The organism is Streptomyces sp. CB02400 (genome assembly GCF_001905725.1).
In the GTDB taxonomy this organism is placed as follows: domain Bacteria; phylum Actinomycetota; class Actinomycetes; order Streptomycetales; family Streptomycetaceae; genus Streptomyces; species Streptomyces atrovirens.
In genome coordinates this window covers 71,616-87,393 of the sequence record NZ_LIWB01000018.1, presented here as the reverse complement: position 1 = coordinate 87,393, position 15,778 = coordinate 71,616, and the positions used below count along the sequence as shown (strand labels likewise).

The following is a 15,778-nucleotide window of genomic DNA, read 5'->3' as shown; positions in this document are numbered from 1 at the left end:
CACGGGCCGCGTCATCCGTACGGAACAGGGCCGCAGTGGATCCGGGCGAACCTCCGAGCGAAGGGGAGCAGCACGACGTGAGTGTCGTACCCGCCGATGTCGTGCCGGGCGGCGCCCTGGCCGTGGAGGAGGCCGCGCCGCAACCGGCCGGACTCGGCCCCCGGGCGCGGTTGTGGCCGTCGCTGGCGGCCGTGTACCGGGCGCAGCTCTCCCGGGCCCGGGTCGCGCGGATACCGCTGCTGTTCGTGGCGACCTTCCAGTCGGTCGGCATCATGATCCTGATGCGCGGGGTCGTGGACGGCGGCGGCGAGGCACAGGCCGTGGTCGCCGGCTCGGCGGTCCTGGTCGTCGCCTTCGTCGCGCTGAACCTGCTCGCCCAGTACTTCGGGCAGCTACGGGCCAGCGGCGGGCTCGACCACTACGCGACCCTGCCGGTGCCGCCGGCCGCGGTGGTGCTGGGCGCGGCGGGCGCGTACGCCTCGTTCACCGTGCCGGGGACCGTGGTGACCGCGGTCTTCGGGTGCGTGCTGTTCGGGCTGCCGCTAGCGAACCTGTGGGTGCTGGCCGCCGTGATCCCGCTCGCCGGGGCCGCGCTCGCCGGACTCGGCGCGGCGCTCGGCCTGCTCGCGCCCCGCGCGGAGCTGGCCACGCTGCTGGGGCAGCTCGGCATGTCGGCCGCGCTGCTGCTCGGTGTGCTGCCGGCGGAGCGGATGCCGGAGGCGGTGCGCCTCGCCCGGGACCTGCTGCCGTCGACGTACGGGGTCGATGCCTTCGCGCGGACCTTCGGACCGCACCCCGACTGGGCGCGGGTGCTCGGTGACCTCGCCGTGTGCGGAGTCGTCGGTGTCCTCTCGCTGGCCGTCGCGACCTGGGCGTACCGCAGGGCGGCCGTCCGGTGACGCGCCGCACAGCCGGGCCTGGCACGATGGCAGGGTGAGCGCACCTCTGACACCACCACCGCCTCCGCACGACCACGAGCAGGCGGCCGCCTCGCACCCGTACGGGAAGGCCGGCGACGCCGCGTATCCACGGCACGGCTGGTGGGACGAACAGGACGGCCCCGGGATGAAGGCGGAGATACGTGAGGCCGCCGTGACCACGGTGGCGGTGGCGCTCGGCGGGGTGCTGCTCGGGGTGCTGTGGTGGTGGCTGGCGCCGCGCGTGCCGTACGTGGGCAACGTGATCGGCGACAGCTGGGTCGTCTACCTCAAGGACTCCGAGGGCGAGCAGGTCATCGGGGTGGACGGGACGTTCTCGCTGCTCGCGCTGGGGTTCGGGGCGGTGAGCGCGCTTGTCGTGTTTCTGGTGCGGCGGCGCGGGGGTGTGCCGTTGGTGGTGGCGCTGGCGGTCGGTGGGCTGCTGGGGTCGTTGCTGGCCTGGTGGCTGGGGGTGTGGCTCGGTCCCGCGCAGGATGTGATCGCGCAGGCTCGGAGTGTCGGTGAGGGGGTCACGTTCGACGCGCCGTTGAAGCTGAGTGCGAAGGGGGCGTTGTTGGCGTGGCCGTTCGCGGCGCTGGTGTTGCACCTGGGGTTGACGGGGTTGTTCGGGCCGCGGGATCCGGAGCAGTTTCCGCCGGCTGAGCCGTATGTGTCGCCGGGGGCGTAGGTTTCCGGGTGCCCCGGTGTTGGTGTGGGCCGGGGGTGTTTGCGCGGCCCGGCGCTTGCGGGGTGCCGTCGCGCCCACCCGTGCCGCCCCAGCGGCACGACTGCCCGCGGAAATGGCGGGGCGGTGGCGTGACTGCCCGCGGAAGCGGTGGGGCGGTGGCGTGACTGCCCGCGTAGGGCGGGGGTGGGGGCGACGGCGCGACTGCCCGTGGTTGCGCCGCTATGGGCGGCCGATGGGTGCCAGGGTCGCCGAGGTCAGGGTGGTCAGGTCGGTCGGGGTGAGTTCTACCTCCAGGCCGCGGCGGCCCGCTGAGACGCAGATCGTCTCGTGCCGGGTGGCCGAATCGTCCACCACCGTGGGGAGTTTCTTGCGCTGGCCCAGGGGGGAGATGCCGCCGCGGACGTAGCCCGTGGTGCGTTCCGCCAGGGTCGGGTCGGCCATCGTGGCCCGTTTGCCGCCCACCGCCGACGCCAGGGCCTTCAGGTCCAGTTGGCCCGCCACCGGCACCACCGCCACCGTCAGCGTGCCGTCGACGTCCGCCACCAGTGTCTTGAAGACCCGGTCCGGCGAGACCCCCATGGCCTCGGCCGCCTCCTCGCCGTACGACGGGTGGGCCGGGTCGTGCTCGTAGGAGTGCACCGTGAACGGCACCCCGGCCGCGGTGAGCGCCACCGTCGCGGGCGTGCCTCCCGACTGCTGCTGCTTCTTGGACTTCTTCGCCATACCCGCCTGTACCCCGGTCGATTTCGTACGTCAGTTGAGACTCGTCGGACCGCGCGTCAGCTCCGCGGCCGGCAGCGACGGCAGATGACGGATGACGGCCGTCTCCGCGCGCAGCAGTTTCAGCTCGTCACGGAGCCGTGAGGCCGTGTCCGGCGCCTGGAGCAGCCGCTGCTTCGTCGGCGTGTCCAGCATCATCGCGGCGGCGACCAGGTAGGAGACGACACCCGGCTCGTCCGGCAGCTCCGCGCCGGTCGTCAGCGACCGCTCCCGCGCCCCCGCCAGCCGCTTCTGGTACTGGCGGAAGGACCGCAGCACCCCCTCGGCCAGCGCCCCCGCCTCGTCGCCGGGATCCTCGGCCAGCGGCTCCGCCTCGGCCGTCAGATACGGCCCCGAGGCGTCGACGGACAGCAGCCGCACCCGGGTCGTACCGGTCGCCAGCACCTCGAAGGTGCCGTCGGCCCGTTCCCGGATCGTCGCCGCGTCGGCGACACAGGCCACCTTGTGGAAGGCGCGCAGCGGATCGGTGCCGAAGCCCGCCGCCGGGCCCCGGTCGGGCACGGCCGTCGGATCGGGCAGGCCGGGCGCGCTCGGCGCCACCTCGTGCCCGTCGCGGATCGCCACGACGGCGAACCGGCGCGGCTCGTCCTCCGGGGTCTTCAGCAGCTCGCGCATCATGGCGCGATAGCGCTCCTCGAAGACGTTGAGCGGAAGCACGAGCCCCGGGAACAGCACCGTGTTCAGGGGGAAGAGCGGGAGCCGGACGGTGGTCACGGGTCAAGAGCCTAATGGTCGCCGAAGCGGAGCCGACCGCCCTGTTCACTCCTCGGTCGGTCCGGGACCGGTGCCGGGGAGCCGGATCCCGGCTAGGGACAGCCGGTCGTGACCGCCGCGCGCACGTTCTGACGGACCTCCAGGAACCGGCCGAGGGGATCGTCCGCCTCCCGGTCCCAGGGGAAGGACGTGGCGTACGGGCCGGTCAGCCGTAGCTGCTCCAGGGCGTCCCGCCGGCGTTCCAGCCGGACCAGGACGTACGTCAGCAGATTGCGCAGCTCGGCCGGCCAGGACTGGCCCGCCGGCAGCCGGGCGGACAGGGCCACGGCGCGGTCGGCCGCCGCTTCCAGCCGGGCGCGCGGCACTTCGGGACCACAGCGGTCGGTGAGGTAGCCGAACGCCGCCCGCAGCGGCAGCGACTGGGTGAGCGAGTCCTCCGGCGCGTCCTGCGCGGCCAGGTCCGCGAAGGTGAAGCACTCGTGGTGCGAACCGTGCCAGGAGGACGCCAGATAGTGCAGGGCCGCCACATGGCAGCCGTGGTGGTGCGGGGTCCGCCGGACCGCCGCCTCCCACAGTTCCTCGAAGTACGTGTGCCCGGCGCGCGCGCCACGGGCGTGGTCCAGGGCGAGCCGCCAGGGCACCGGGTCGCGGTTGTCCGCCCGGGCGGCGGCCGTGATCAGCGGGCTCACCCCGCGCAGCAGCTCGACGCGGGCCGGTGAGTCCCAGGCGCGGTCCACCGCCCGCTGGGCGTCCACCAGCAGCCCGTCGGGGTCGCGCGGGTCGTGGGCGCGCCAGGTGTCCAGCCACTCGGGGCGCGAGCGCGCGAAGGCGGCCAGCCGCCGCACATACCGGTCGCGGTGCTCCCAGGCGCCGCCGCGCCGGGTGGCGGCGAGCAGTTCGGCGACGGGCGTGTGGTCACCGCCCGCGGCCCCGACCAGCGCCGGGCCCAGCACCTCGTCGGGTGCGTCGAGCAGCACCTCGTCGTCGGCGGGCAGCACGACGGGGGCGGGAGACGTGGCGCCCGTCGTCTTTCCTCGCACCCGGGATGTGCGGGTGAACGCGTCCATCAGAGCCATGGTGTCGACCATTGAAAGACCGCAGGTCACAGCGGCGCCAGAGGCGACACGGAAGTCATGGAAGGTTGTACGGGGTTCGGTCAAGGCCCGGCAAAAAGCAGAGCGCTCTTCACCTTGCGCGCACTTCTCGCGCCCCCGTCGGCCACAGGGTTCTCACGTACGGCGCAGTGTCCGTGTCGCCCCCGCCGCCACCGTCGTCGCCAGGATCCAGCCCAGCAGGATGAACGCGGCCGACAGCCACTGCCAGCCGCCGCGCAGCTGCCAGAAGCCGACCTGGCCGAGGTCGATCACCGGCAGCAGCAGGTCCAGGGTGAACAGGGGCGGGTTCCACGCCGGGTGCTCACCGCTCTTCAGGGGCGGGGCGTCGGCCCGCGCGAAGGCCAGCGAACCGGCCGCCCACAGCACCGCCATCCACACCGCGGCCCGGCCCGGACGGTAGCCGTAGGCGACCGTCCAGTCCTGCATGTAACCCCACAGTTTGGCCGCCAACGGCAGGCTCTCGCGGCGCCGGCGCTGCTTGGCGAGCAGCACCTCGCGGGCGTCCTCGTCCTCCCCGCCCTCCCGCAGCACGGCGGCCAGCCGCTCGTACGGCTCCGGGTTGTACTCGGCGCTCGCCGCGTCCACCCAGCGCAGCCGCAGCGCCAGCGGGAACGGCCCGCGCGGCACCAGGTTCTCGTAGGTGAAGCCGCCCATGTGCAGCCGGCCGGGGCCGGGCCAGCTGTCCGCCCGGTCCATCAGGTTGACCACCTTCGCCCCCGACAGCACGACCCTGCCGCGCACCGGCCGCTCCCCGAGGAAGCGCAGCTCCGGCGTCTGCACCCGGCGCAGCGACAGCTCCTGCTCGTCGGTGAAGGTGAACCGGGCCCCCTCGAAGTCGACCGCGTCCCCGAACCGCCCGTCGTCCAGGCGCACCCCGCCCTGGCACTCGAAGCGCTGTATCCGCGTCCCGCGAGCCGGTGTCATCCCGCTGCGCGCCTGGGCACCCACCCCCGCCGGGGTCAGATACAGCGAGCGCTCCACGGTCAGCTGCGGCGCGTTCAGCGCGAGCCGGGTGTAGGGGTTGACCAGCCGGGCCCCGCGCAGGCTCAGCGACACGCCGATCGTCGCACTGCGCAGACTCAGCTCGCCGTGCGACTCCAGCATCTCCGCCTGGAGGTCCTGGCCCACGTTCATCCCGTCGGCCGCTATCGAGCGGCCGCTGCGGTCCCGGTGCACGATCGCCTGGTTGAGCAGCAGATCCGTACCGATCCGCGAGTCGGTGAGCCGTATGCCGCCCAGGAACCGGCAGCGCGGCAGGTGCAGATCGCCCTCGGTGTGCAGCCGGGCCGCCTCCAGGCGCGGTATCGAGCAGTCCACCATCCGCACGGTCGTGAAACGGGCCTCCGGCAGCAGCACGTCCCGCTCGAAGCGGCAGGCCCGCATCTCCAGGTACGGCACCACCGTGCCGCCCGCCAGGTCCAGCGCGCCGCTGATCTGCACCCCGACCAGCTTCAGCGACGAGACCCGGCCGGCCAGGGCGGGCGGCCCGTCCAGCAGCAGCCAGCACACGACGCGCGCCCGGACCGTCCGCTCGGAGCCCCACGGATGCCCCCCGTGCGGGTCGTCGACGGCCGTGTCACCGCTGCTCAGGTCGTACACACTGCCGTTGCGGAAGGCCTGCCACATCCCGGCCTCCGTGGCGGTCAGGTCCTCCGGCGGCTCTCCGCCGCCCGGTCCCACCCCCTCGGTCACGTGACTCCCCTCCTTCTCACCTACTCGTCGGTTCGTCCCTTCGTACAACCGTTCATGCCCGGTGAAGTGACGTGTCGAACACGGAAAGTGAAGAGGATCTCGGAAATGTGCGCGGACCGTCACCGGGGGCGTGACGTATCAGCCATTGGAACGGGCGGACGGCCCGCTGTGCCGGTCTGAGAGAATTGAGCACGTGATCTCTCGTATCGATCTGCGCGGCGACGCCCTCCCCGAGGGCCCCGCCCTGCGCGCCCTGCTGCCCCGAGCCGACTTCGACGTCGCGGCCGCCCTGGAGAAGGTGCGGCCCATCTGCGAGGACGTGCATCATCGGGGTGACGCGGCGCTGATCGACTTCGCCGAGCGGTTCGACGGCGTGAAGCTGGATCGGGTACGGGTCCCGGCCGCCGCGATCGAGCGCGCGCTGGAAGAGCTGGACCCGGCCGTGCGCGCGGCCCTGGAGGAGTCCATCCGCCGCGCCCGGCTGGTCCACCGCGAGCAGCGCCGCACCACGCACACCACCCAGGTCGTGCCCGGCGGCACGGTCACCGAGAAGTGGGTGCCGGTCGACCGCGTGGGGCTGTACGCGCCGGGCGGCCGGGCCGTCTACCCGTCCTCCGTGATCATGAACGTGGTGCCCGCCCAGGAGGCCGGCGTCCCGTCCCTCGCGCTCGCCTCCCCGGCCCAGGCCGACTTCGGCGGCCTGCCGCACCCGACCATCCTCGCCGCCTGCGCCCTGCTCGGCGTCGACGAGGTGTACGCGGCCGGCGGCGCCACCGCCGTCGCGATGTTCGCGTACGGCACCGGGTCCTGCCCGCCCGCGAACATGGTCACCGGCCCCGGCAACATCTGGGTCGCCGCCGCCAAGCGCTACTTCACCGGCATGATCGGCATCGACGCCGAGGCGGGCCCGACCGAGATCGCGGTCCTCGCGGACTCCACCGCCGACCCGGTGCACGTCGCCTCCGACCTGATCAGCCAGGCCGAGCACGACCCGCTGGCCGCCGCCGTCCTCGTCACCGACTCCGCGGAGCTCGCGGACGCCGTCGAGAAGGAGCTGGAACCGCAGGTCAAGGCCAGCAAGCACATCGACGACCGGATCGTCCCGGCCCTGTCCGGCCGCCAGTCCGCGATCGTCCTGGTCGACGGCCTCGACGAGGGTCTGCGCGTCGTCGACGCCTACGGCGCCGAGCACCTGGAGATCCAGACCGCCGACGCCGCCGCACTCGCCGGCCGGGTGCGCAACGCGGGCGCGATCTTCGTCGGCCCCTGGTCCCCGGTCTCCCTCGGCGACTACGCGGCCGGCTCCAACCACGTCCTGCCCACCGGCGGCTGCGCCTGCCACTCCTCGGGCCTGTCCGTCCAGTCCTTCCTGCGCGGCATCCACATCGTCGACTACACCGAGGACGCGCTGGCCGAGGTCGCGCACCACGTGGTCACGCTGGCGGAGGCGGAGGACCTGCCCGCGCACGGCGCGGCGATCAAGGCGAGGTTCGGGTGGAAGGTGCCTGAGAACAAGTGAGCTTCGGAATCGACGATCTCCCCGTACGGGACGAGCTGCGCGGCAAGTCCCCCTACGGCGCTCCCCAGTTGGACGTCCCCGTACGGCTGAACACCAACGAGAACCCCTACCCGCTGCCCGAGCCGCTGGTCGAGCGGATCACCGAGCGGGTCCGCGAGGCCGCCCGGCACCTCAACCGCTACCCCGACCGGGACGCGGTCGAACTGCGCACCAGGCTGGCCGAATACCTGACGAAGACCGCCGGACACCCGGTCGGCGTCGAGAACGTGTGGGCCGCCAACGGCTCCAACGAGGTCATCCAGCAACTGCTGCAGACCTTCGGCGGGCCGGGCCGTACCGCGATCGGCTTCGAACCGTCGTACTCGATGCACGGCCTCATCTCGCGCGGCACCGGCACCGGCTGGATCTCCGGACCGCGCAACGAGGACTTCACCATCGACCTCGCCGCCGCCGAGAAGGCGATCGCCGAGCACCGGCCCGACGTCGTCTTCGTCACCACCCCCAACAACCCCACCGGCAACGCGGTCCCCCCGGAGACGGTCCTCGCGCTGTACGAGGCCGCCCAGGCGGCCAAGCCGTCGATGGTGGTCGTCGACGAGGCGTACATCGAGTTCAGCCACGGCGACTCGCTGCTGCGGCTGCTCGACGGACGCCCCCACCTGGTCGTCTCCCGCACCATGTCGAAGGCGTTCGGCGCGGCCGGCCTGCGCCTCGGCTACCTCGCCGCGCACCCGGCGGTCGTCGACGCCGTCCAGCTCGTCCGGCTGCCGTACCACCTCTCCGCGATCACCCAGGCGACCGCGCTGGCCGCCCTGGAGCACACCGACACACTGCTCGGCTACGTCGAGCAGCTCAAGGCCGAGCGCGACCGGCTCGTCGCCGAACTGCGCGCCCTCGGCTACGAGGTGACCGAGTCCGACGCGAACTTCGTCCAGTTCGGACGGTTCGAGGACTCCCACGCCACCTGGCGGAAGATCCTCGACCGGGGTGTCCTGGTCCGGGACAACGGCGTACCGGGATGGCTGCGGGTCACCGCGGGCACCCCGGCCGAAAACGACGCGTTCCTCGACGCGGTCCGTGATCTCAAGAAGGAACAGGAGCAGAGCGCATGACCCGCGTAGGACGTGTGGAACGCACCACCAAGGAGACGTCCGTCCTCGTCGAGATCGACCTCGACGGCACAGGAAAGACCGAGATCTCCACCGGGGTCGGCTTCTACGACCACATGCTCGACCAGCTCGGCCGGCACGGTCTGTTCGACCTGACCGTGAAGACCGAGGGCGACCTGCACATCGACTCCCACCACACCATCGAGGACACCGCCCTCGCGCTCGGCGCCGCCTTCAAGCAGGCACTCGGCGACAAGGTGGGCATCTACCGCTTCGGCAACTGCACGGTCCCGCTGGACGAGTCCCTCGCCCAGGTCACCGTCGACCTCTCCGGCCGCCCCTACCTCGTGCACACCGAGCCCGAGAACATGGCGCCGATGATCGGCGAGTACGACGTGACGATGACCCGGCACATCCTGGAGTCCTTCGTCGCCCAGGCCCAGATCGCGCTGCACGTGCACGTGCCCTACGGGCGCAACGCGCACCACATCGTGGAGTGCCAGTTCAAGGCCCTCGCCCGCGCCCTGCGCTACGCCTCCGAGCGCGACCCCCGCGCGGCCGGCATCCTGCCCTCCACGAAGGGCGCGCTGTAAGCCATGAACGGTCTGTCCACCGTCCTGATCGTCGTCGGCCTGTTCTTCGTCGGCGGGATCATCTCCTTCGTCAAGCAGAAGATGCCCACGAGCCTCATCGTGCTGCTCTCCATCGGCGCCGTGATGTGCCTCGGCACGGGGCTTCTGAGGCTGGAGGTGTGAACCCTTGAGCACCACCAAGAAGGTCGTGGTCTTCGACTACGGCTTCGGCAACGTCCGTTCCGCCGAGCGCGCCCTCGCCCGCGCGGGAGCCGACGTCGAGATCACCCGCGACTTCGACAAGGCCATGAACGCCGACGGGCTGCTGGTGCCCGGCGTCGGCGCCTTCGCCGCCTGCATGAAGGGCCTCAAGGAGGCGCGCGGCGACTGGATCGTCGACCGCAGGCTCTCCGGCGGGCGCCCGGTGATGGGCATCTGCGTCGGCATGCAGATCCTCTTCGCGCGGGGCATCGAGCACGGCGTGGAGAGCGAGGGCCTCGACGAGTGGCCCGGCTCCGTCGAGCCGCTCCAGGCCGACATCGTGCCCCACATGGGCTGGAACACCGTCGACGCCCCGGTCGGCTCCGAGCTGTTCGCCGGCCTCGACGCGGACGCCCGCTTCTACTTCGTGCACTCCTACGCCGTCCACGACTGGACCCTGGAGACCACCAACCCGGCGATGCGCGCCCCGCTGGTCACCTGGTCCACCCACGGCAAGCCCTTCGTGGCGGCCGTGGAGAACGGCGCCCTGTGGGCCACCCAGTTCCACCCCGAGAAGTCCGGCGACGCCGGTGCCCAGCTCCTCACCAACTGGATCGGAACCCTGTAGAGACATGGCCAAGCTCGAACTCCTCCCCGCCGTCGACGTCCGCGACGGTCAGGCCGTCCGCCTGGTGCACGGCGAGTCCGGGACGGAAACCTCGTACGGCTCCCCCCTGGAGGCCGCCCTCGCCTGGCAGCGCTCGGGCGCCGAGTGGCTGCACCTGGTCGACCTCGACGCCGCGTTCGGCACCGGCGACAACCGCGCGCTGATCGCCGAGGTCGCCGGGGCGATGGACATCAAGGTGGAGCTGTCCGGCGGCATCCGCGACGACGACACCCTCGCCGCCGCCCTCGCCACCGGCTGCACCCGCGTCAACCTCGGCACCGCCGCCCTGGAGACCCCCGAGTGGGTCGCCAGGATCATCGCCGAGCACGGCGACAAGATCGCCGTCGGTCTCGACGTACGCGGCACCACGCTGCGCGGCCGCGGCTGGACCCGCGACGGCGGCGACCTCTACGAGACGCTGGAGCGCCTCGACAAGGAGGGCTGCGCCCGCTACGTCGTCACCGACATCGCCAAGGACGGCACCCTCCAGGGCCCCAACCTGGAGCTGCTGAAGAACGTCTGCGCCACCACCGACCGCCCCGTGGTCGCCTCCGGTGGCGTCTCCTCCCTGGACGACCTGCGCGCCATCGCCGGCCTCGTGCCGCTCGGTGTCGAGGGCGCCATCGTCGGGAAGGCCCTGTACGCCAAGGCGTTCACCCTGGAAGAGGCCCTGGAGGCCACCTCTTGAAAAAGGACACAGCCCGATGACATCCGATGCCGTACGGCGCGTGCAGGGCACGAATCCCTGGGAGGAGACCCTCGGCTCCGCACGTGCCGTGGCGGCGGGTGACCGCGTCCTGGTGGCGGGCACGACCGCGTTCCGGGGCGATGTGCTGTACGGGGAGGGCGACCCGTACGAGCAGGCCAAGGTGGCCTTCACCAGCGCGCTGGAGGCGATCGGCGAGTTCGGGCTCGGCATCGAGTCCGTGATCCGCACGCGCCTCCACCTCGCCCACGCGCGGGACGTCGACGCGGCCGGACGCGCCCACAAGGAGCTGTTCGACGCGGTGCGCCCGGTCACCACCCTGCTGGTGGTCGAGGGCTTCGTCGACTCGCGCGTGCTGGTCTCAGTGGAACTCGAAGCATTCAGAGGAGCCGTGACTTCATGACCCTGGCGGTCCGAGTCATCCCCTGCCTGGACGTGGACAACGGCCGGGTCGTCAAGGGCGTCAACTTCCAGAACCTGCGCGACGCGGGCGACCCCGTCGAGATGGCCAAGGTGTACGACGCCGAGGGCGCCGACGAGCTGACGTTCCTGGACATCACCGCCTCGTCGGGCAACCGCGAGACGACGTACGACGTGGTGCGCCGCACCGCCGAGCAGGTGTTCATCCCGCTCACCGTGGGCGGCGGCGTCCGCACCACCGAGGACGTGGACAAGCTGCTCCGCGCGGGCGCCGACAAGGTGGGCGTCAACACGGCGGCCATCGCCCGGCCCGACCTCATCCGCGAGATCGCGGAACGCTTCGGCCGGCAGGTGCTCGTCCTCTCGGTCGACGCCCGGCGCACCGAATCCGGCTCCTTCGAGGTCACCACGCACGGCGGTCGTCGCGGCACCGGCATCGACGCCGTCGAGTGGGCGCACCGGGCCGCCGAGCTGGGCGCCGGCGAGATCCTGCTCAACTCCATGGACGCCGACGGCACCAAGGACGGCTACGACCTGGAGATGATCGCCGCCGTCCGCAAGCACGTCACCGTCCCGGTGATCGCCTCCGGTGGCGCCGGAAAGCTCGCCGACTTCCCGCCGGCGGTCGCGGCGGGCGCGGACGCGGTGCTGGCCGCCTCCGTCTTCCACTTCGGCGACCTGCGCATCGGCCAGGTCAAGGAGACGCTACGGGGAGCCGGTCACCCGGTGCGGTGAGGCTCAGCCGGTCGGCTGGGCCAACTGGATGAGATTGCCGACCGTGTCGTCCAGGACGGCGGCGATCACCGGGCCCTGCTCCTGCGGGTCCTGGACGAAGTGGACGCCCTCCCCGCGGAGCCGTTCGAACTCCGCGCGGAGGTCGTCCACGGAGAACACGATCGCGGGCAGCCCCGCCTCGCGCACCGCCCTGCGGTACGGCTCCGCTATAGGCCCCTGCCCCGGCTCCAGCAGCAGCTCCAGGTCCCGCTGGGCGCCTTCCTTCGCGCCCACGGTGACGAACAGCGTGCCGCCGCCCAGATCCATGTGGGTACGGGTCTCGAAGCCGAGGACATCGGTGTAGAAGGCGTGCGCCTTCGCCACGTCGTCGACGTACACACTGGTCATGGCCACTTTGATCACGAGCTGCGCCTTTCGTGCGGATCAGATGCCGAGCTGTTTGGTCTCGCGCAGCTTCGCGATCGCGTCCTCGTCGCCGTCCAGCTCGACCTTGGCGGCGCTCTGCCGGCCGTAGGCGAACAGCACCAGCTCGGACGGCTCCCCGGTCACCGTGACCACCGGGGTGCCGCGGTGGGCCACCACCGTCTGGCCGTCCGGACGGCGCAGCACCAGACCCGTCGGCACCCCGCGGCCCATCAACCGCGCGGAGCGCTCCAGACGCGACCACAGGGCGTCCTGGAACACCGGGTCGAGCTCACGCGGCGTCCAGTCGGGCTGGGCGCGGCGCACGTCCTCGGTGTGGACGTAGAACTCGACGATGTTCGACAGCTCGTCGACCTGCTTGAGCGAGAAGGGTGAGAAGCGCGGCGGACCCGTCCGGATGAGCTGGATCAGCTCCTCGTACGGCTTGGCGGTGAACTCCGCCGTCACCCGCTCCAGACGCGCCGCCAGCTGCTTGACCAGCATGCCGCCGGCCGCGTCGGGCCGGCGCTCGCGCACCACCACGTGGGCGGCGAGGTCCCGGGCCGTCCAGCCCTCGCAGAGGGTGGGGGCATCCGGGCCCGTGGTCTCCAGCAGATCGGCCAGGAGAAGTCGTTCACGCTTGGCATGGGTCGACATGCATGCCAGCCTACGGCCGGGCGGGAAGTCCGCCCACCCGTCACCCGACCACCGCCCCTCAACGCGCCTCCCCCAGTGCCTGAACGGCCTGGGGGCACCCCCATCGCGCCACTGTTTCCAATCAGTGGACATCGTCAGGGCCCGGTGACCGGGGCGCGGCACAATGGTCGGCATGACCAGCAGCACGTCCCGGCCCAGCCGCCTCGACCCGGAGATCGCCGCGCGGCTCAAGCGCAGCCCCGACGGCCTCCTGCCCGCCATCGCCCAGCAGTACGACACCGGAGAGGTGCTGATGCTGGGCTGGATGGACGACGAGGCGCTGCACCGCACGCTCACCACCGGCCGCTGCACCTACTGGTCGCGCAGCCGTCAGGAGTACTGGGTGAAGGGCGACACCTCCGGCCACTTCCAGTGGGTCAAGTCGGTCGCCCTGGACTGCGACGCCGACACCGTGCTGGTCAAGGTCGACCAGGTGGGCGCCGCCTGCCACACCGGCGCCCGCACCTGCTTCGACGCCGACGTGCTGGCGGTGGCGGACGCCCCCGCCTCGGATCAGTAAGGTCTGCCGCCATGGACCTCGAGACGTTCCGCAAGCTCGCCACCGACCGCCGGGTCATCCCGGTCACCCGCAAGCTCCTCGCCGACGGCGACACCCCGGTCGCGCTCTACCGCAAGCTCGCCGCCGAGCGCCCGGGCACGTTCCTGCTGGAGTCCGCGGAGAACGGTCGCTCCTGGTCCCGCTACTCCTTCGTCGGCGTCCGCAGCGCCGCCACCCTCACCGAGCGCGCCGGACAGGCGCACTGGGAAGGGACCCCGCCCGTCGGCGTCCCCGTGGACGGCGACCCGCTCGCCGCGCTGCGCACGACCCTCCAGACCCTGCACACCCCGCGCGACCTCGCCCACGACCTGGGCCTGCCGCCCTTCACCGGCGGCATGGTCGGCTACCTCGGCTACGACATCGTGCGCCGCCTGGAGAAGGTCGGCCCCGGCGAGCGGGACGACCTGAAGCTGCCCGAGCTGACCATGCTGCTCACCAGCGACCTCGCCGTCATGGACCACTGGGAGGGCGCCGTCTGGTTGATCGCCAACGCGATCAACCACAACGACCTGGAGACCGGCGTCGACGAGGCGTACGCCGACGCCGTGGCCCGGCTCGACGCCATGGAGGCCGACCTCACCCGCGCGGTGGCCCAGCCGCCCGCCGTGCTGCCGCCCTCCGAGCTGCCCGAGTACACCGCGCGGTGGGGCGGCCCCGACTTCCGGCAGGCCGTGGAGGACATCAAGGAACGCGTCCGCGCGGGGGAGGCCTTCCAGGTCGTCCCCTCCCAGCGGTTCGAGACGCCGTGCACGGCGAGCGCCCTCGACGTCTACCGGGTGCTGCGGGCCACCAACCCGTCCCCGTACATGTACCTGTTCCGCTTCGACGGCTTCGACGTGGTCGGCTCGTCCCCCGAGGCGCTGGTGAAGGTCGAGGACGGGCACGCCATGGTCCACCCCATCGCCGGCACCCGGCACCGCGGCACCACCCCGCAGGAGGACCAGGCCCTCGGTGACGAACTGCTCGCCGACCCCAAGGAGCGCGCGGAGCACCTGATGCTCGTCGACCTCGGGCGCAACGACCTCGGACGGGTCTGCGAACCCGGCTCCGTCGAGGTCGTCGACTTCATGTCCGTCGAGCGGTACTCGCACGTCATGCACATCGTCTCGACGGTCACCGGCCGGGTCGGCGCCGGCCGCACCGCGTTCGACGTGCTCACCGCCTGCTTCCCGGCCGGCACGCTCTCCGGGGCGCCCAAGCCCCGTGCGCTGCAGATCATCGACGAACTCGAACCGTCCCGGCGCGGGCTGTACGGCGGCTGCGTCGGCTACCTCGACTTCGCGGGCGACTCCGACACCGCGATCGCGATCCGTACCGCCCTGCTGCGGGACGGCACCGCGTACGTGCAGGCCGGAGCGGGGATCGTGGCCGACTCCGACCCGGTCGCGGAGGACACCGAGTGCCGCAACAAGGCGGCGGCGGTGCTGCGCGCGGTGCACACCGCGAACCGGCTGGGAACGGCCTGAGGGGCGTCCGAGGTGAACCCCGGGTGTCGGTTCGCCCGGGGTTCAGGCGATAGTGGAGGGCGTGACTGCTGTACCTACCCCCCGTTCCGAGGCCGCCGGCTCCGCCCGCAGTGGCCGCCTCAGCCTCGCCGTCGCCCTGCTGAGCGGCGCCCTGGGCGCGGCCGTGGCCCTGCTCGCCACCCGGCAGCAGTGGTCGGAGGGCACCGCCACGGTGGCCGGCGGCGCGTTCCCGCTGACCGCGAAGGGCAGCGACGTGACGGGTGTGCCCGCCGCCCTGGCCGTCGTGGGGCTGGCGGCGCTGGTCGCTGTGTTCGCCGTGCGCCGGGCCGGCCGCTTCGCCGTCGCGGCGCTGCTGGCGCTGTCGGGGGCGGGCACGGTGGCGGCGGCGCTGTTCGGGGCGTCGGACAGCGGGGCGCTCGACGAGAAGGCGGCGGAGGCGTCGGGTGACACGTCCGCGACCGTGGAGGCCCTGAGCCACACGGCGTGGCCGTACGTGGCCGCCGTGGGCGGTGTCCTGCTGCTGCTGGCCGGCCTGCTCGCCCTGCGCTACGGCCGCCTCTGGCCGGCCATGTCCGGCCGCTACGAACGGGGCGGCGCCCCACGCCCACGCCGCAAGCCGGTGTCCGTCGACCCCGACCGCCCCGAGGACCTCTGGAAGGCCCTGGACAGGGGCGAGGACCCGACGGGCGCGTAACACCCACCGCCGCGCCGCGTACCGCCGCAGCCACGACCAGCCGCACCGCCGGGGCTGCGCCCCCCTCTAGCCGCGGCCAGCCGCACCGCCGGGGCTGCGCCCCCCTAGCTGCGGGCAGTCGTGCCG

The 15,778-nt window shown here is 72.5% G+C and carries 18 protein-coding genes and 1 pseudogene; 13 read left to right on the top strand and 6 right to left on the bottom strand.

Annotated elements, in window-relative coordinates:
- The first annotated feature begins 77 nt into the window (after positions 1-77).
- Entirely contained in the window at positions 78-899 is an 822-nt protein-coding gene (locus AMK33_RS32290; protein ID WP_073936642.1) for an ABC transporter permease, read from the top strand.
- A 34-nt stretch (positions 900-933) separates the two neighbouring features.
- On the top strand, positions 934-1,605 hold the full coding sequence (locus AMK33_RS32285) for an AAA family ATPase (RefSeq protein WP_073936547.1): 672 nt from the start codon (positions 934-936) through the stop codon (positions 1,603-1,605).
- Between the two features lie 219 nt (positions 1,606-1,824).
- On the opposite strand, the gene ybaK is transcribed toward AMK33_RS32285, so the two are convergent.
- From ybaK to AMK33_RS32265, 4 genes and pseudogenes are all read right to left on the bottom strand, one after another.
- Positions 1,825-2,328: a Cys-tRNA(Pro) deacylase gene (ybaK, locus tag AMK33_RS32280; RefSeq protein WP_073936546.1), complete on the bottom strand. Its 504-nt coding sequence runs from the start codon at positions 2,326-2,328 to the stop codon at positions 1,825-1,827.
- 30 nt (positions 2,329-2,358) lie between these two features.
- Positions 2,359-3,099, bottom strand: coding sequence for an LON peptidase substrate-binding domain-containing protein (locus tag AMK33_RS32275; RefSeq protein ID WP_073936545.1), 741 nt, complete (start codon positions 3,097-3,099; stop codon positions 2,359-2,361).
- Positions 3,100-3,110: 11 nt separating this feature from the next.
- Positions 3,111-4,187 (bottom strand): annotated as a pseudogene (locus AMK33_RS32270) (hypothetical protein).
- A 141-nt stretch (positions 4,188-4,328) separates the two neighbouring features.
- Entirely contained in the window at positions 4,329-5,906 is a 1,578-nt protein-coding gene (locus AMK33_RS32265) for an oxidoreductase (protein ID WP_073936543.1), read from the bottom strand.
- 193 nt (positions 5,907-6,099) lie between these two features.
- On the opposite strand from AMK33_RS32265, the gene hisD reads away from it, so the two are divergent.
- The 8 genes from hisD to hisF are packed head-to-tail and all read left to right on the top strand — an operon-like array spanning position 6,100 to position 11,835.
- A complete protein-coding gene (gene hisD / locus AMK33_RS32260) occupies positions 6,100-7,425 on the top strand; it encodes a histidinol dehydrogenase (protein WP_073936542.1) in 1,326 nt (441 codons plus the stop codon).
- Positions 7,422-8,537 (top strand): histidinol-phosphate transaminase, encoded by a 1,116-nt coding sequence (locus tag AMK33_RS32255; protein ID WP_073936541.1) that lies wholly within the window; start codon positions 7,422-7,424, stop codon positions 8,535-8,537. The genes hisD and AMK33_RS32255 overlap by 4 nt, the downstream gene beginning before the upstream one ends.
- Positions 8,534-9,127 carry an imidazoleglycerol-phosphate dehydratase HisB gene (gene hisB, locus AMK33_RS32250; RefSeq protein WP_019525453.1) on the top strand — a complete coding sequence of 198 codons (594 nt, stop codon included), beginning with the start codon at positions 8,534-8,536 and terminating at the stop codon, positions 9,125-9,127. Before AMK33_RS32255 ends, hisB begins: the two co-directional genes overlap by 4 nt.
- Before the next feature lie 3 nt (positions 9,128-9,130).
- Positions 9,131-9,289, top strand: a complete 159-nt coding sequence (locus AMK33_RS43105) for a hypothetical protein (protein WP_030858893.1) — start codon at positions 9,131-9,133, stop codon at positions 9,287-9,289.
- Between the two features lie 4 nt (positions 9,290-9,293).
- On the top strand, positions 9,294-9,935 hold the full coding sequence (gene hisH / locus AMK33_RS32245; RefSeq protein ID WP_073936540.1) for an imidazole glycerol phosphate synthase subunit HisH: 642 nt from the start codon (positions 9,294-9,296) through the stop codon (positions 9,933-9,935).
- A gap of 4 nt (positions 9,936-9,939) precedes the next feature.
- A complete protein-coding gene (priA, locus tag AMK33_RS32240; RefSeq protein WP_073936539.1) occupies positions 9,940-10,662 on the top strand; it encodes a bifunctional 1-(5-phosphoribosyl)-5-((5-phosphoribosylamino)methylideneamino)imidazole-4-carboxamide isomerase/phosphoribosylanthranilate isomerase PriA in 723 nt (240 codons plus the stop codon).
- A gap of 16 nt (positions 10,663-10,678) precedes the next feature.
- Positions 10,679-11,083, top strand: coding sequence for a Rid family hydrolase (locus AMK33_RS32235; protein ID WP_073936538.1), 405 nt, complete (start codon positions 10,679-10,681; stop codon positions 11,081-11,083).
- The gene (gene hisF, locus AMK33_RS32230) at positions 11,080-11,835 is read left to right on the top strand and encodes an imidazole glycerol phosphate synthase subunit HisF (protein ID WP_073936537.1); all 756 of its coding nucleotides are present in this window, start codon (positions 11,080-11,082) and stop codon (positions 11,833-11,835) included. The genes AMK33_RS32235 and hisF overlap by 4 nt, the downstream gene beginning before the upstream one ends.
- Before the next feature lie 3 nt (positions 11,836-11,838).
- On the opposite strand, the gene AMK33_RS32225 is transcribed toward hisF, so the two are convergent.
- Positions 11,839-12,237 carry a VOC family protein gene (locus AMK33_RS32225; RefSeq protein WP_073936536.1) on the bottom strand — a complete coding sequence of 133 codons (399 nt, stop codon included), beginning with the start codon at positions 12,235-12,237 and terminating at the stop codon, positions 11,839-11,841.
- A 21-nt stretch (positions 12,238-12,258) separates the two neighbouring features.
- Positions 12,259-12,894, bottom strand: coding sequence for a TIGR03085 family metal-binding protein (locus AMK33_RS32220; RefSeq protein ID WP_073936535.1), 636 nt, complete (start codon positions 12,892-12,894; stop codon positions 12,259-12,261).
- Between the two features lie 163 nt (positions 12,895-13,057).
- Between AMK33_RS32220 and hisI the strand changes: the two genes are divergently transcribed.
- Genes hisI through AMK33_RS32205 form a run of 3 tightly spaced genes read left to right on the top strand, consistent with a single transcriptional unit; the run spans position 13,058 to position 15,652 of the window.
- A complete protein-coding gene (gene hisI, locus AMK33_RS32215; RefSeq protein ID WP_073936534.1) occupies positions 13,058-13,453 on the top strand; it encodes a phosphoribosyl-AMP cyclohydrolase in 396 nt (131 codons plus the stop codon).
- An 11-nt stretch (positions 13,454-13,464) separates the two neighbouring features.
- Positions 13,465-14,958: an anthranilate synthase component I gene (locus AMK33_RS32210; RefSeq protein WP_073936533.1), complete on the top strand. Its 1,494-nt coding sequence runs from the start codon at positions 13,465-13,467 to the stop codon at positions 14,956-14,958.
- A 52-nt stretch (positions 14,959-15,010) separates the two neighbouring features.
- Complete coding sequence (locus AMK33_RS32205) at positions 15,011-15,652, top strand: TIGR02234 family membrane protein (RefSeq protein ID WP_073936532.1); 642 nt, start codon at positions 15,011-15,013, stop codon at positions 15,650-15,652.
- Positions 15,653-15,778 lie beyond the last annotated feature (126 nt).